Source organism: Actinocatenispora rupis (genome assembly GCF_016861975.1).
In the GTDB taxonomy this organism is placed as follows: Bacteria; Actinomycetota; Actinomycetes; order Mycobacteriales; family Micromonosporaceae; genus Actinocatenispora; species Actinocatenispora rupis.
Genome location: NZ_BOMB01000023.1, coordinates 1 through 14,363 on the forward strand (window position 1 = coordinate 1; position 14,363 = coordinate 14,363).

At 73.5% G+C, this 14,363-nt stretch carries 15 protein-coding genes; 7 read left to right on the forward strand and 8 right to left on the reverse strand.

The genetic code is table 11. From position 1 onward, the window contains the following. Both Aru02nite_RS19715 and Aru02nite_RS19720 read left to right on the forward strand, forming a co-directional pair. Positions 1–247 (forward strand): zinc-binding dehydrogenase (locus Aru02nite_RS19715; protein WP_203659783.1); only part of this gene is annotated, 247 nt, incomplete at its 5' end. Positions 248–364: 117 nt separating this feature from the next. Continuing rightward, positions 365–610 (forward strand): hypothetical protein, encoded by a 246-nt coding sequence (locus Aru02nite_RS19720; RefSeq protein WP_239076812.1) that lies wholly within the window; start codon positions 365–367, stop codon positions 608–610. Between the two features lie 43 nt (positions 611–653). On the opposite strand, the gene soxR is transcribed toward Aru02nite_RS19720, so the two are convergent. Then, complete coding sequence (soxR, locus tag Aru02nite_RS19725) at positions 654–1,091, reverse strand: redox-sensitive transcriptional activator SoxR (protein WP_203660327.1); 438 nt, start codon at positions 1,089–1,091, stop codon at positions 654–656. Between the two features lie 134 nt (positions 1,092–1,225). On the opposite strand from soxR, the gene Aru02nite_RS19730 reads away from it, so the two are divergent. Together Aru02nite_RS19730 and Aru02nite_RS19735 are read left to right on the forward strand one after the other, a co-directional pair. Then, on the forward strand, positions 1,226–1,864 hold the full coding sequence (locus tag Aru02nite_RS19730; RefSeq protein ID WP_203660329.1) for a thiamine pyrophosphate-binding protein: 639 nt from the start codon (positions 1,226–1,228) through the stop codon (positions 1,862–1,864). Positions 1,865–1,877: 13 nt separating this feature from the next. After that, positions 1,878–2,753 carry a transketolase family protein gene (locus Aru02nite_RS19735; RefSeq protein WP_203660331.1) on the forward strand — a complete coding sequence of 292 codons (876 nt, stop codon included), beginning with the start codon at positions 1,878–1,880 and terminating at the stop codon, positions 2,751–2,753. Positions 2,754–2,819: 66 nt separating this feature from the next. Here Aru02nite_RS19735 and Aru02nite_RS19740 read toward each other — a convergent pair whose 3' ends face one another. The 3 genes from Aru02nite_RS19740 to Aru02nite_RS19750 are packed head-to-tail and all read right to left on the reverse strand — an operon-like array spanning position 2,820 to position 5,253. Next, entirely contained in the window at positions 2,820–3,437 is a 618-nt protein-coding gene (locus Aru02nite_RS19740) for a DUF1707 SHOCT-like domain-containing protein (protein WP_203659787.1), read from the reverse strand. A 57-nt stretch (positions 3,438–3,494) separates the two neighbouring features. Continuing rightward, positions 3,495–4,256, reverse strand: coding sequence for a SecDF P1 head subdomain-containing protein (locus Aru02nite_RS19745; RefSeq protein WP_203659789.1), 762 nt, complete (start codon positions 4,254–4,256; stop codon positions 3,495–3,497). A gap of 1 nt (position 4,257) precedes the next feature. Beyond that, on the reverse strand, positions 4,258–5,253 hold the full coding sequence (locus Aru02nite_RS19750) for a serine hydrolase (protein ID WP_203659791.1): 996 nt from the start codon (positions 5,251–5,253) through the stop codon (positions 4,258–4,260). A 100-nt stretch (positions 5,254–5,353) separates the two neighbouring features. Here Aru02nite_RS19750 and Aru02nite_RS19755 point away from each other — a divergent pair, with 100 nt between their 5' ends. Then, entirely contained in the window at positions 5,354–7,687 is a 2,334-nt protein-coding gene (locus tag Aru02nite_RS19755; RefSeq protein WP_203660408.1) for a hypothetical protein, read from the forward strand. A 691-nt stretch (positions 7,688–8,378) separates the two neighbouring features. Here Aru02nite_RS19755 and Aru02nite_RS19760 read toward each other — a convergent pair. Further along, the gene (locus Aru02nite_RS19760; RefSeq protein WP_203659793.1) at positions 8,379–9,176 is read right to left on the reverse strand and encodes an alpha/beta hydrolase family protein; all 798 of its coding nucleotides are present in this window, start codon (positions 9,174–9,176) and stop codon (positions 8,379–8,381) included. A gap of 258 nt (positions 9,177–9,434) precedes the next feature. Here Aru02nite_RS19760 and Aru02nite_RS19765 point away from each other — a divergent pair, with 258 nt between their 5' ends. Beyond that, complete coding sequence (locus tag Aru02nite_RS19765) at positions 9,435–10,238, forward strand: enoyl-CoA hydratase-related protein (protein ID WP_203659795.1); 804 nt, start codon at positions 9,435–9,437, stop codon at positions 10,236–10,238. Between the two features lie 81 nt (positions 10,239–10,319). After that, on the forward strand, positions 10,320–10,925 hold the full coding sequence (locus Aru02nite_RS19770; protein WP_203659797.1) for a bacterial proteasome activator family protein: 606 nt from the start codon (positions 10,320–10,322) through the stop codon (positions 10,923–10,925). Positions 10,926–10,927: 2 nt separating this feature from the next. On the opposite strand, the gene Aru02nite_RS19775 is transcribed toward Aru02nite_RS19770, so the two are convergent. From Aru02nite_RS19775 to Aru02nite_RS19785, 3 genes are all read right to left on the reverse strand, one after another. Continuing rightward, positions 10,928–11,731: an HAD family hydrolase gene (locus Aru02nite_RS19775; protein ID WP_203659799.1), complete on the reverse strand. Its 804-nt coding sequence runs from the start codon at positions 11,729–11,731 to the stop codon at positions 10,928–10,930. Positions 11,732–11,819: 88 nt separating this feature from the next. Further along, complete coding sequence (locus tag Aru02nite_RS19780) at positions 11,820–13,481, reverse strand: Hsp70 family protein (protein ID WP_203659801.1); 1,662 nt, start codon at positions 13,479–13,481, stop codon at positions 11,820–11,822. A gap of 37 nt (positions 13,482–13,518) precedes the next feature. Continuing rightward, positions 13,519–14,358 (reverse strand): fumarylacetoacetate hydrolase family protein, encoded by an 840-nt coding sequence (locus Aru02nite_RS19785; RefSeq protein ID WP_203659803.1) that lies wholly within the window; start codon positions 14,356–14,358, stop codon positions 13,519–13,521. Between the last annotated feature and the right edge of the window lie 5 nt (positions 14,359–14,363).

Below are 14,363 nucleotides of genomic sequence, written 5' to 3' on the forward strand. Positions count from 1 at the left end.
GACCGAGGTGGACCTGCGGCTGCTGATGGCCCGCTGCGCCTCGATGTCGGTGACCGGGCTGCGCGCGCGGCCGGCGGCGGAGAAGGCCGCGATCGTGTCCGGCGTCCGTAAGACGGTGTGGCCGATGGTCGCCGACGGCCGGATCCGCCCGGTCGTGTACCGCCGGCTGCCGATGGCGGACGCCGGCGAGGCGCACCGGCTGATGGAGTCGAACGAACACATCGGCAAGATCCTCCTCACCCCCTGACTCGGGTGCCGGGATTCGTTGCCACACAACTGATCCCGGCGGGCTTCCGGCAGAACCGTTCGCGCACCGGCGGGCGTCTCCTACGATGCCGGCGTACCAGACGCGCGGGTGACGGGCGTGGAATCGTTGTACCGCAAGCAGAACAGCGGCCGCGGCCAGTACGCGAAGGTGGTGATCGACGTGGCAACGTTGCCGCGCGGCACGATCCGCGGCACCGCCACGCGCGGCGGCTGGCGGGTGGTGACGGCCGCCGTACCGGTGGCCGGGATGTTCGGCTACGTCGGCGATCCGCGGTCCCGGACGCGCGGCCGCGCCAGCCACACCATGCGCTTCGACACGTACGCCGAGGCGCCGGTCACGTGACGTACCAACGGGGTGGGGCACCGGACGTGGTGCCCCACCGCCGTCACTCGCGCAGCAGGAAGCGCGGGCCGGGTCCTTCGGCGGCGGCGACGTCGTGCGCGTTGGACAGCTCGCACCGCTTGAGGGACAGGCACCCGCACCCGATGCAGCTCGCCAGCTTGTCGCGGAGCCGTTCCATCAGGTGGATCTGGTCGTCGAGGCGCTGCCGCCAGGCCCGGGACAGCCGCGCCCAGTCACCGCGCGTCGGCGTACGCCCCTCGGGGAGCATGGACAGCGCCTCGCGGATCTCGTCCAGGCTCAGGCCGACCCGCTGCGCGATCCGGATGAACGCGACGCGGCGCAGTTCGCTGCGCGGGAACCGCCGCTGGTTGCCGGAGCTACGATCGCTCTCCAGCAGCCCGAGCCGGTCGTAGTACCGCAGGGCGGAGGCGGCGATGCCGCTGCGCGCGGACAGTTCGCCGATGGTCAGGGTGTCCGGCAACTCGCTCATCGTGCCCAGCTTCACATCTCGGGATCGGTTGACTTGAAGCTTACTTCAAGTTGCAGGCTACCCACATGACTGCCGCGACGGAACGCCGGCTCGGGTACGCGGATCTTCCCGCGCTGCTCACCCGCATGACCGGCGACGAGAAGCACGGGCCGAGCGCCACCTCCACCCTCGACGTCCTCTGGGTCCTGTACGACCAGGTGCTCCGGATCGGCCCGGACACCGTCGACAGCCAGGCGCGCGACCGGTTCCTGCTGTCCAAGGGCCACGGCCCCATGGCGTACTACGCGGTCCTCGCCGCGAAGGGCTTCATCCCGCCGGACTGGCTCGACACGTTCGGCGCGTACGACTCGCCCCTCGGGTACCACCCGGACCGCACGCTCGTACCGGGGGTGGAGATCTCGTCGGGTTCGCTCGGGCACGGGCTGCCGCTCGGCGTCGGCGTCGCGCTCGGCCTGCGCGCCCAGGGCCTCACCGACACCCGGACGTACGTGCTGGTCGGGGACGCCGAGTTGGACGAGGGCAGCAACCACGAGGCCATCGCGTACGCGGGGGCGACCGGGCTGGACACGCTGACCGCCGTGGTCGTCGACAACCGCTCGGCCACGCACGGGTGGCCGGGCGGCATCGGCGCCCGCTTCGCCGCGAACGGTTGGTCCACCGCCACCGTCGACGGCCGCGACCACCGCGCGCTGCGGTCCGCGTTCACCACACCGTTGCCGGGCAAGCCGCACGTCGTCGTGGCGGTCGTCGAGGAGAAGGGCTGAGTCCACAATGGACATGCGAGAGACGTTCGTCGCCGAGACCTCGGCGCTGCTGGACGACGACCCGCGTACCGCGCTGGTCCTCGCCGACATCTCGGCCGCCGCGTTCGCCGAAGCCGAGCACCGCCACCCCGACCGCGTACTCAACGTCGGCATCCGCGAGTCGCTCATGGTCAGCGTCGCCGGCGGGCTGGCGCTCACCGGCCTGCGGCCGATCGCCCACTCGTACGCGCCGTTCCTGATCGAGCGGGCGTTCGAGCAGGTCAAGCTGGACTTCGCGCACCAGGCCGCCACCGGCGTACTCGTCAGCATCGGCGCCTCGTACGACGCGGCGCAGGCCGGCCGCACCCACCACTCGCCCGGCGACGTCGCGCTCGTCGACACCCTGCCGGGCTGGGCCGTACGGGTGCCGGGCCATCCCGCGGAGGTCCCGGCGCTGCTGCGCGAATCGGTCACCGGCGACGGATCCGGCTACCTCCGGCTCTCCACCCGCGCCAACTCCGCCCCGCACGCCGGCGCCGACGGCTCCCTGGTTCCCTTGCGTACCAACGGGAACGTGCTCGTGGTCGCGGTCGGCCCGATGCTCGACCCGGTCCTCGAAGCGACCAGGGACCTCGACGTACGCGTCGCGTACACGAACACGGTGCGGCCGTTCGACACCGCCGGACTGCGCGCGCTGGCCGGCGAGACCGTCGTCCTCGTCGAGCCCTACCTCGCCGGTACGTCCGCGCGGATCGTCGCGGACGCGCTCGGCGACCGTCCACATCGGACACTGTGCCTCGGGGTCACCCGCAACGACCTCCGCCGGTACGGCACGCCCGCCGACCACGACCCCGCGCACGGCCTCGACCCCGCCGGCCTCCGCCGCTCGATCGTCGACTTCGGCGGCTGACCGGCGACACCGGACCCGCGGTACGGGCCGGCTCCCTCCGGCCGGACCGTACCGCGTCGGTGCGGGTCAGAGGCGGTCGAACAGGCGGTCGACGCGGTCGCGCTGACCGATCGGCGCGCTGCTCACCTTCAACTCGCCGAACGTGACCTTGCAGTGCAACCGGACCGTCGGCGTACCCTGCCGCCGCGGCACCGGGTTCAGGCTCGCCTTGCGCGAACCGAACACCGCCCCGCCGTACATCTCGACCTCGACGCCCTCCGGGACGATCAGCTTCACCTCGCCGAACAGCACGCGCACGGTGATGTCGACGACGCCGTCCCGTACGGCCTCGGCGTCGATCGTCGCCTCCCGCAGATCGATCTTGGACGCGCCGAAGATCGACCGGATACGCATCCGCCGCGGCAACCGCCACCGCCCGTACTGCTTGTGCTCGCTGAAGATGGCCGACATGTCGCTCACCGGCTGGCTCGTACCGACCGGCGGCGGCGCGGACAGCCCCTCGGTGACGGTGGCCAGCTCCTCCCGGCTCTCGGCCGCCCAGGCCACACCCGCCCGCTCGCTGAACTCCTCCAGCGTCATCCGACCCTCGCCGCAGGCTCGCTGCAACAGCTCGACCGCGGCCTCGCGCTCGTCGTCCGTCACGGCCGGTGCCGGCACCGGGCGGATCACACGCTCTGGCTCCATGCCCCCACCGTACCAACCGACGACGTCACCGTGAAGGCACGTGACGCCAATGCGACGTCATGCGTGCGAGATCGTGACCGGGTGGCGGGACAGTCGCAGCGCCGCGGCGATCTCCCGCGCCTGGTTCCCGGTGAAACCGCCGGCCAGCTGCATCGGGCCGCTGATCGCCTGGTTGACCGTTGGCGCGGTCAACGCCACCCCGGCCACCACGATCGCCACCTGCTTCCCCACGTACCGTCCGGTCGCGTTGGTGAACGCCCGCTGCCCCGACGCCGTGAACGTCACGTTCACCGCCCACTGTCCGGACACCCGCGTCACCGTGGCATCAGCGATGCCACCACCGTCCATCAGCGCCGCGTTCAGCGTGTACGCCTGGCCGGTGCCCGGATCGCAGGCCGCGCCGTACCGGTTCACCGGGGTGCAGGGGCCGGACGCGCGGGTCGCCGACACCACCGGCCCCAGGTACAGGGCGGCCCGCAGCGGGAGCGCGCGGGTGAGCCGGTCGAGCGTGGCGCGTTGACCGGGCCGGGCCGCCAGCTCCACCCCGTACGACCGGACCGCGTAGCGGGTGTCCGTGCCGCTGAGCAGTACGAGGAGCTGGCCGGTCTCGTCGCGGACCTCGTCGCTGCCGGACACCGCGAACCGGGCGGTCGCCCAGCCCGCCGGCCACAGCGGATCGTGCCGGTCCGGCCCGTACAGCCGGTAGAGGAGGACACCGGTGACGCCGCAGCCGGCGACGGCGACGACCACGCAGACCGCGAGGGCCACGACCAGACCGGTGTGCCGCTTCCTCGGCTCCGGCGCGGGCAGCTCGGTCATCTCATCCGTCCGGGGTGGGAACCGTGATCTTCGCGGGGGCGGGCACCCCGAACAGCAGCCCGCACACGTCCGACACGGTGTGCGCGCCGTACGCGATGGTGCTGTGCGGCTGCACCTGGAACATCACGGCCACCTCGAACCGCTCGTCGGCGCCCGCGAAGCCCACCGTGTTGAGCACCCAGTGCTTGCCGTACGTGTCGGTCTCGAACGACCAGCCGTCCTTGTCGCCCGGCCGGTTCGCCGCGCCCGCCGCCCACACGCCCCACTGCTGGTTCGGCGCGACCCCGCGCATCGCGGCCACCAGGTACGCCCGGTCGTCCGGCGCGGACCTCGTCAGTACGTAGTGCATGAGGTGGCCGAGGTCGTCGGTCGTGCACTTGACGAAGCCCCAGTACGTCCCGTCGGTGAAGCCCGGTACGAAGTGCAGCCCGGTCATCCCGAACACGTCGCGGAACCGCGCGAGCTGGTCGTCCCCGCCGAACGCCTTCCACAGCCGGTCGGACGCGTTCTCGTCGGAGAAGTTGAGCATGGTGTCCAGGTCGTGCCGGTTCGCCGCGGTGAGGCTGATCTCACCGGCGCGCTGGCGGCGCAGGATGTCGGTCGCCATCGCCAGCTTGATCGTCGACGCCGTCCAGCCCGGGTGCGTCGTCGGCCCGTGCCGCCACGTCTTCCCGGTACTCCGGTCGGTCACCACCACGCTCAGGTACGCGTTCGTCGCACCGTGCCTGTCGATGTACGCCGCAGCCGCCGCGTACCGCTTCCGCTGGGTGCAGTCGGCATTGCAGGACGGCGTCGGCGACGCGGAAGCCGACGCCGCCTCGCGCGCCCCGGTACGCTGCGGCGACGGTGTCGGAGCGGCCGCCGAACGGCCGTGCGTCCACCACAACCCGCCGGCACCGAGCAACGCCACGACGGCCACCGCCACGACCGACACGACCACCCACCGCCGGGCGCCCGCCCCGCGGTACCGGTGACTGCCGTGGTGTCGACCGCTCATGACGCCCGGACGGTACCGCATCGGTTCGAGGGCCGATTGCGCCGGCGCGCGAGAATCCCCATACCCCACGAACCCCCCACGGAGGTGAGGGATGGCTTCCATGGCGCCACCGCGACCGGAGCCGGCCCCCGTCCGACCCGCCCGTACCGGACCGCCCGGCTGGATCGGCCTGCTGCTCGCGCTGCCGATGTTCGCCGGCACGATCTGGTGGCTGGCGGTGCCCACGGTGCAGACGATCGTGCAGGCCTTCACCGGCAAGGCACCGATGATCGCCGGCGACGGCCGGGTCTACGCGTCGCACCGGCCCGGCTCGTTCACCGGCACCGGCGACGCGCTCGGCCGTACTCTCGTGCTCGCGCTGCTGCCCACCCTCGTGATGCTGGTGGTGGTGCCGCTGCTGTCGTTCGCGGCGGCGGAGGCCGGCAGCCCGCTGCGCAAGGCCGTCCGGGTCGTCCTCACCGTGCCAGTCGCCGGGTTCGCCCCGGCCGTCGCCGTCTCCGCGTACGCCGGGCTCGTCATGCCGGCGGACGGCGCGCTGTCGTTCCTGCGGCCGTTCGACGCCGGCACCGCCCTGCCGAAACTGAGCGTCATCGCCGGCCTCTCCGTACTCGGGCTCGTCGCCGGGATCGGTGTCAGCGCTCTGCTCTCCGCGCTGCGCCGGCGTACCGGGGAGGCGCCGCGCGGCCGGATCGGCGCCGGACTCGCCGTCTGGGGCGTCCTCGTCCTCGGCACGCTCGCCGTCGCCATGCAGGCCATCACCATGATCATCGGCCTCACCGGCGGCGGCCCCGGCGTCAAGACCACCACCCTCGGCATCCTCAGCTACAACAACGCCTTCCGGTACTTCGCGTTCGGCGCGGGCGCCAGCGCCGGCACCGTCCTGCTCGTACCGGTGATGCTGCTCGGCGTCGCCGCCACGCTCATCCTCATCCTGTCCCGTGCCCGGATCGAACTCACCCCGCGCGACACCGCCCCCGCGCCGAGCCTCAACCGCGGACGCGCCGTCGGACTCGGCGTCGTCGCCCTCGTCGGCTCGCTCCTGCTCGTCGCCGTCGAACTGGTCCCGCGCCTCGGCCTGCTCGGCGGCCACCCCGCGCGCACCCCCGACACCGCCACCGAAACGCTGCTCTACACGCTGCTCCCCGCCGTACTGACGACGATCGTGCAGGTCGTCCTCGCGTACCCGGCCGGCATCGGGATCGGCGCGTTCCGGCCCCTCGGCGCGCACAGCCGCTGGCTGCTGCTGCCGTTCGCGCCCTGGCTGTTCGTCACGGTCACCCCGCTGATGACCACGTACTGGCAGTCCGCGCGGGCCGCCGACACCCTCGACACCGGGCTCGGCGCCATGTCACCGATCCTCGTCAGCATCCCCGCCATGGTGGTGTTCGCGCTGTTCGGCAGCGGGCACGCGCAACGCTGGCGGGACCGGATCGCCGGCGGCTTCGCCCGCACCGTACTCCTGCCGTCGCTCCCGCTCGTCGCCCTCGTCGGCACCGCCATCCTGCTCGTCGAGGCGCACTCCATGCTGTGGCGCCTCCTCGTACTCACCGGCCGCCGCACCGCGTCCACGCTGCTGCTGCAACTGCTCGGCCAGTACGTCAGCCAGTCGCCGAGCATCGGCCTGCTGCTCTCCGCCGCACCCCTCGCCATCCCGGCCCTCGTCGCCCTCATCGCCCTCCAACTCGTGTACGTCGACCGCCTCGCAATCCGGCTCGGCGACCCCGCCCCCGCGGGCGCCGGTTCGGCCGGTGGCACCGGCGTACCGGCCGGGCCACAGCAGGGCACGGGCCAGTTCCCGGGGCAGAGCCAGTTCCCGGGGCAACCGGGTGCTGCGTACCCGGGGCAGCCTGGCGCGGGTGGTCAACCGGGTGCGGCGTTCCCGGGGCAGCCAGGTGCGGAGTTCTCGGGGCCGTCCGGCGCTGCGTATCCGGGACAACCTTCGGGTGGCCAACCGGCTTCTCCGGGACAGCAGGGCGTTACGGCTTTCCCGGGCCAGGCGGGCAACGGTCCGTCGGGCGGGGTGGCCGGGCAGCAGGCGCCGTGGCAGTCGCCGGGCGGGCAGACGCCGGCCACTCCGCCGGCTCAGGCTCCTGGCGCGCCACAAGCGCCGTGGGCACAGCCCGGCCCGAACTGGGGCGCGCCACCACCTGCGCCGGGCGTACCGGGGGCTGGTGGTACGGCTGGACCCGGTGGCCCGCACCTCGGCGGGCTTCCCCCGGGTGGCGCTCCCGGCGGAACGGGCTGGCCCGGCGCACCGGGCGGCCCGGTACCTGGGTTCGCGGGTGGGCCGGGCGCGCCGCCGCCCGGAGCCTCCGGAACCCCGCAACCCGGGGCGCCCGGTACGACAACGACTGGTGGCCGCGCTCAGCAGGCGCCGGGTGCGCCGGATCCGCAGGCGGACGGCGAGACCGGCCGACCTCCGGCGCACGGCTGACCCAGCCTCGCCCGCCACCGGCTCGGCACTCAACCGGCCCTGTCGCCGGGCACAGCACGACGACACGGCGCCGCAGAACCGGTTCGCTGTCGCGGAAGCGGCTGCGTACCGCGGAAGCGGCGCCGCGTCGTGAACGAGCGTTGAATCGTGGAGTCGCTCCGCGCTGTGCGACCGCACCGCTCCGTCGAATCGCGCTGGGTCGCGGAGTCGCGCTGGATCGCTTGGTGGGACGGGATCGACGCGACCATACGAACGACCTAGCGGTGAAATCGTTGCGGCGCAACGGAAGTGGCACGATCTCCACACCATGGTCCCGGACGTCACAACGAACGGTGACAAGCATTGCGGCGCAACGGAAGTGGCACGATGCCCACACCATGTCACAGGAACCACGTCACGCCGTACGAGCGGCGCGGCGTCCCGGGAACGGCTCGGCGCCGCGGCACGGCACGTGACTCGTGGACCGTACCGAAGAGATCGTCGAGTGCCGCGGAAAACGTTGCGGTACAACCGAAAGCGCTTGAGGGGTCGGCCCCGAGGACGGCTCGATGCGGCGGCTGGAGCCGGCTCCACGGAAGCCCGCGGCGAGCACCGATTCCGCGGCTCCGTGGGACGGGCGGACCGGGGCGGCTCGGTCTCGGGTGGCGGCCGTTCGGGCAACGGTGTTCGTTGCCGCGGTCGGCGTGGCGGGTCAGAGGTGGGTGAGGGCGGTGACCACGGCGGGCCAGGCGGCGGACTCCGGGTCGATGACGGCGAAGTGGTCGGCGCCGTCGAGTTCGATCAGGGGTACGTCGTGGGTGCGGGCGTACTCGCGGGTGAGGACGATCGGGACGCGCCCGTCGCCCGGCCCCTGGAGCATGACGGTCGGGGCGTCGGGGGCGGGCAGCCGGGCGGGGTCGACGGCGGCGTACCGCTCGGGCAGCTGGCCGGGGCCGCCGCCCATGAGGGCCCGCGCGGCGTCGAGGTCCAGCCGCCGGCGGTACGTCTCGGCGAGGTCGCAGACGGGCGCAAGCGCGAGAACCCCGCGTACGGCCGGGGGCCGGGTGCGGGCGCCGGGCGCGCCGGCCGGCAGCCGGTGGCGTACGGCGGACCAGAGGGCGAGGTGGCCGCCCGCCGAGTGCCCCGCCAGGTACGCCGGTCCCGGCGCGAGGCGTCCCGGCGCCGCGGCCTCGACCAGCCCGGGTACCGCGTCCACCGCCGCCGCCACGTCCTCGAACGTCGCCGGCCACCCGCCGCCACCACCCGTCCGCCGGTACTCGGGGCACGCGACCGCCCAGCCCCGTCCGGCGAGATCCGCGGCGAGCGGCGCGACGTGGTGCCGGTCGTGCGCGGCGCGCCAGTACCCGCCGTGCAGGAACAGCACCAGCGGCCGGGGAGTACCGCCGGAGGGGAGCCAGACGTCGGCGACGTGGTCGGGCAGCGGGCCGTACCGGACGGTGTGGTCCGGGGGTGGCGCGGACCTGGTCAGGACGTCGCGTCGCTCGGCCATCCGTACTCCCTCCGGCCGGACACCACCGCGGCCGGCGGTACCGGATTCAGACCCTACGGCCCGCCCCGCCGCATCCCAGCCACCGCCAGCCCCGACACCAACGCATGACGGCACCCCGCCACGCCCCGACTCGCCTGGACCAACCCGACCGCAGCGACGGACCGCGGCTGGGCCGGGAGTACGCAAGGGAAGGCGTGGACGGACGGAACGGTGGGGCGAGCCGCGGTACGGTTCGGTCATCTGCCCCAGGGAGGTGCCGTGCGACGAGAAGACTTCACGGACGTCGGGTACCGGGTCGAGCCGGGCGGGGTGGCGGTGGTGACGATCGACCGCCCGCGCCGGATGAACGCGTTCCGCGGCCGTACCGTCGACGAGTTGATCAGCGCGTTCAAGTACGCGTGGGCCGACGGCGAGGTGGCCGCGGTGGTGTTGACGGCGTCCGGTGACCGGGCGTTCTGCGCGGGCGGGGACGTGAAGGAGCGCGCCGAGACGGGCGGGTACGGGGAGACCGAGTGGGGCACGTTCGAGGTGGAGCGGCTGCACCGGATCATCCGTGACATCCCGAAGCCGGTGATCGCCGCGGTGAACGGGGTCGCGGTGGGCGGCGGGCACGTGCTGCACGTGTTGTGCGACCTGAGCATCGCGGCGGAGCACGCGACGTTCGGGCAGGCGGGGCCGCGGGTGGGCAGCTTCGACGCGGGCTTCGGCTCGGCGTACCTGGCGCGGGTGATCGGGGAGAAGCGGGCCCGGCAGATGTGGTTCCTGCTGGAGACCGTCGACGCCGCGACCGCGGAACGCTGGGGTCTCGTCAACGCCGTCGTACCGGCGGGCGAGCTGCTGGACACGGCGCTCGCGTGGGGCCGCACGATCGCCTCGTACTCGCCGACCGCGATCCGGTTCCTGAAGCACTCGTTCAATGCCGATTCGGACCACATGGCCGGGTTGTCCAACCTCGCGTTCGCGGGCCTCGACCTGTACGCGCACAGCGAGGAGGGCATGGAGGGCGCGAAGGCGTTCGCGGAGAAGCGTCCTCCCGACTTCACCCGGTTTCGCCGTTCCTGACCGGCCGGTACTCCAGCCCAAGATCCACCGGACCGGGCCGCGGGTTGGAGGGTGCCGCGGCCGATGCGTCAGGATGGAGGCATGACGGAGACACCGCGCGACGAGGACGAGCAGCAGGCCGCCGAGCAGCAGGGCCGGACCGTGGTCGTGGTCGGGCCCGACGGCCGGCCCGTCGGCACCGTCGACGTCGACGCCACGGTCGACGGCGACGACGCGGCGAAGGACCCGGCCAGCCAGATCGAGCAGCCCGCGAAGGTCATGCGCATCGGCAGCATGATCAAGCAACTGCTTGAGGAGGTACGGGCGGCGCCGCTGGACGAGGCGGGCCGGCAGCGTCTGAAGGAGATCCACGCCCGGTCGATCGTCGAACTGGAGGAGGGCCTCGCGCCGGAGCTGCGCGAGGAGCTGGACCGGCTGTCCCTGCCGTTCAACGAGGAGATCACGCCGAGCGAGCCGGAGCTGCGGATCGCGCAGGCGCAGCTCGTGGGCTGGCTGGAGGGGCTGTTCCACGGGATCCAGGCGGCGCTGATGGCGCAGCAGATGGCGGCCCGGGTGCAGCTCGAACAGATCCGCGGCCAGCGGCCGGCGCTGCCGGTCGGACCGGGCGGCGTGGTGATGCCCGGCATGGACCCGGAGCACGCGGCGCAGCAGGGCGACCAGCACACCCGGACCGGCCAGTACCTCTAGGGTCAGGCGATCGGGGCGGCGTCGAGCAGGCCGGTCAGGTACTGGGCGACGCCGTCGTCGTCGTTGCTGGTGGTGACGGTGTGCGCGGCGGCCCGTACGGCGGGCTCGGCGTTGGCCATCGCGACGCTGTGCCCGACGTACGCGAACATGGGCAGGTCGTTGGGCATGTCGCCGAACGCGACGATGTCGGCGGGCGCCACCTCGTACCGCTCGGCGACGCGGGCCAGGCCGGTCGCCTTGGTGACGCCGGCGGCGGAGATCTCGATGAGGCTGTCCTCGGACGAGCGGGTCACCTCGGCCACGCCGCGCAGGCTGTCGGTCATCGCCGCGGCGAGCTGCGTCGGTACCGGGTGGTCCAGCCAGGCGAGCAGCTTCACCGCCGGTTCGGCGACCACCCGCGGCAGGTCCGCGACCCGTACGGCCGGTGACACCTCGCGGATCGGGTACGCCGGCTCGTGCGCCAGACCGTCCGCCGTCTCCGCCGCGAACGCCACCCCCGGGTACTCGGCGCGCAGCCGCTCGGCGACCTCGGCGAGCAGGTCGGGCCGGAGCGGCCGGTCGTCGAGTACGGTGCCGGACTCGGGGTCGTAGACCACGGCGCCGTTGGAGCAGACCACCGGGCCGCGCGGGCCGGTGAAGCGCAGCACCTCGGCGAGCCACCGGATCGGCCGCCCGGTCACCATCACGAACGGGATCCCCTGCTCCCGCAGGCGATCCAGCGTCCCGAGGGTGCGCGGCCCGACCGTGCGGTCGGTACGCAGGAGTGTGCCGTCGAGGTCGCTCGCGACCAGTGCTGGAGCCGTCATCCCCCCAACAATGCCGGACCGCGCGCCGCGACACCGCACGCTGTGGCCACGGCCATACCCACCGCTGCGGGCACTCCCGGCACGACGGTCATTTCGTGTAGTACGAGAGCTTGCAGCCGGCGGCTTCCATCACCTTGTCCGGTACGCCGACGAGTTGCTTGGGCCGGCTGCCGTCCTCCTCCGGGGCACAGACGTCGGTGCCGAGGATCACCTGCACCCAGCGCCCGTTCCGGTACCGCACGATCACGGTGACCGGGTCGAGTGCCTGCCCGTTGCTCTGCCCGTACATGGTGGCCGTCGCGTAGCCCGCGTCGCAGGTGATCTCCCCGTGTACGGCGAGGCTGGAGCCGTCGGTCGTGTCCCCACCACCGTTCGTACTCGGGGACACGGCCTTCTGCAGGTCGGTGTTGGTCGGGCACGGCGCGGACGGGCTCGGCGAGGGCGTCGGGGACGCGGAGCGGCCGGTGTCGGCGCCCTGCCCGCCGGTGGCGCCGGGCTGGTCGTGCTGCCAGGGCCGGAGCAGCCCGAGGACCAGACCGGCGGCGGCGAGGAACGACACGGCGGCGACCAGCGGGGCCACCCAACGCCTCCGTACGGGACGGGTGCCCGGCTCGGGCTCCGTCCCGTACCGGATGCCGGGGTCGAGGCGGTCGAGGGCGCCGGCCAGCCGCGGCGAGATGCGCGGCGCGGACGGCGCGTACAGGGCACCTTCGGCGACGGCGGTCTCCGGCTGTTCGAGTACGGTCGGGGCGACGCCGAGCGCGCGGTGGAGTTCGTGTGCCACCAAGGGAATCCGGCTCGATCCGCCGACGAGGAAGACGCCGGCGAGGTCGCCCGGGGCGATCCGGGCGCGGCGGATCGTCGCCACCGTCTCGGCGACCGCGCGGCCGACGATCGGCCCGGCCACCGCCTCGAACTCGGCCCGCGTCACGTGCGTACCGCCGGGCAGGCCGGGTACGTGCACCGCGGCGCTGGCCGACCGGGACAGGATCTCCTTCGCGGTCCGCGCGTCCTGCCACACGGCGGCCCGGTCACGCAGCGCGGTGTCGTCCGGCGGCGCGGACAACCGTTGCCACACCTGCGGCGCGGCCGTACCGATGGACTGTCCTATGTGGACGATGACGGCCGCGTCCAGGTCGACACCGCCGACGCCGTCCAGTCCGCCGGTCGCCACCACCACCGGCCCCTCACCGGTACTCCGGACCACGGCGACGTCCAGCGTGCCGCCGCCGAAGTCGAACACCGCCAGCGCGCCGCCGACCGGCAACCGGCTGCCGAGTACGGCGGTGAAGTAGGAGGCGGCGGCGATCGGCTCGGCGACCAGGGCGGCCACGGTGAGCCCGGCCCGGCGAGCCGCCTCCGCCAGTACGCCGCGGCGGGCCTGGCCCCACGCCACCGGATGCGTCAACACCACCGGCGGTACGGCACCGGCCACCCGCCGCGCCTCGTCCGCCACCCGGCGCAGTACGGCGGCGACCAGGTCCACGACCGGCACCACCCGGTCGCCCAGCAGCACGTCACCGTCGTCGATCCGCCGCTTCGGGTACGGCTCGAACCGGCCCGGCTCGTTGCGCGCCATGTGCGCCGCGTCCCGGCCGACGGTCAGCCCGGCGTCGCCGGCGAACACCGCCGACGGCAGCAACGGCGACCCGTCGTACAGGAGGATCCGGGCACGGCCGGTGTCCGCGCGCAGCACCGCGACCGTGTTGGAACTGCCGAAGTCGATCGACAGCACCAGGCTCTCCGCCACCGGCAACCTCCGCCAGAACCGTTGCCCGGCAGGGGAATCAGGCAACCTGGTTGGACAGGGTACCGACCTCGTCGACGGTGATCTCGATCGTGTCGCCGGACCGCAGCGTGAATGCCAGCTCCGGCACCACGCACGTACCGGTGAGCAGGACCGCGCCGGCCGGGTGGTCCAGCTCCCGGAACAGCCAGCCCGCCAGCTCCGGCAGGGTGCGGTTGAGCTGGTCGGTGCTCGCCTTCCCCGCGAACGCGACGCCGCCGTCCCGGTGGATCGTCATGTGGATGCCGAGCCCGGTGCCGTCGCCGACCTCCCACGCCGGCCGGATGCCGGGGCCGAGCGCGCACGAACCGCGCCAGATCTTCGCCTGCGGCAGGTACAGCGGGTTGCGTCCCTCGATCGCACGGGACGTCATGTCGTTGCCCACCGTGTAGCCGACGACCACGCCGGCGTGGTCGAGCACCAGCCCCAACTCCGGCTCCGGTACGTCGTTGCCGGAGTCCGCGCGTACGGTGACGGGCTGGTCCGGGCCGACGACCCGCCACGCCGGCGCCTTGAAGAACAGCTCCGGCCGGTCCGCCTCGTAGACCAGCTCGTACACGCTGGCCTGGCCGGACTCCTCGACGCGCGCCTCCCGCGACCGGCGGTACGTCACGCCCGCCGCCCACACCTCGGTCACCCCGTCCACGGGCGGCAGGTACGCCAGCGTGTCCGCGGCGAGGACCGGGCCGGACGCGCCGGTCACCGCGTCCCGGAAACCGTCGGCGCCGCGGGCCAGCAGGTCGGCGAGCGTCACGCCGGGCAGCGCGGTGACCGCGCCGTCCGCGGCGACGCCGACCACCGGCTGCCCCGACTGCGGATGGATGAACCGTACGACCTGCATGGGCG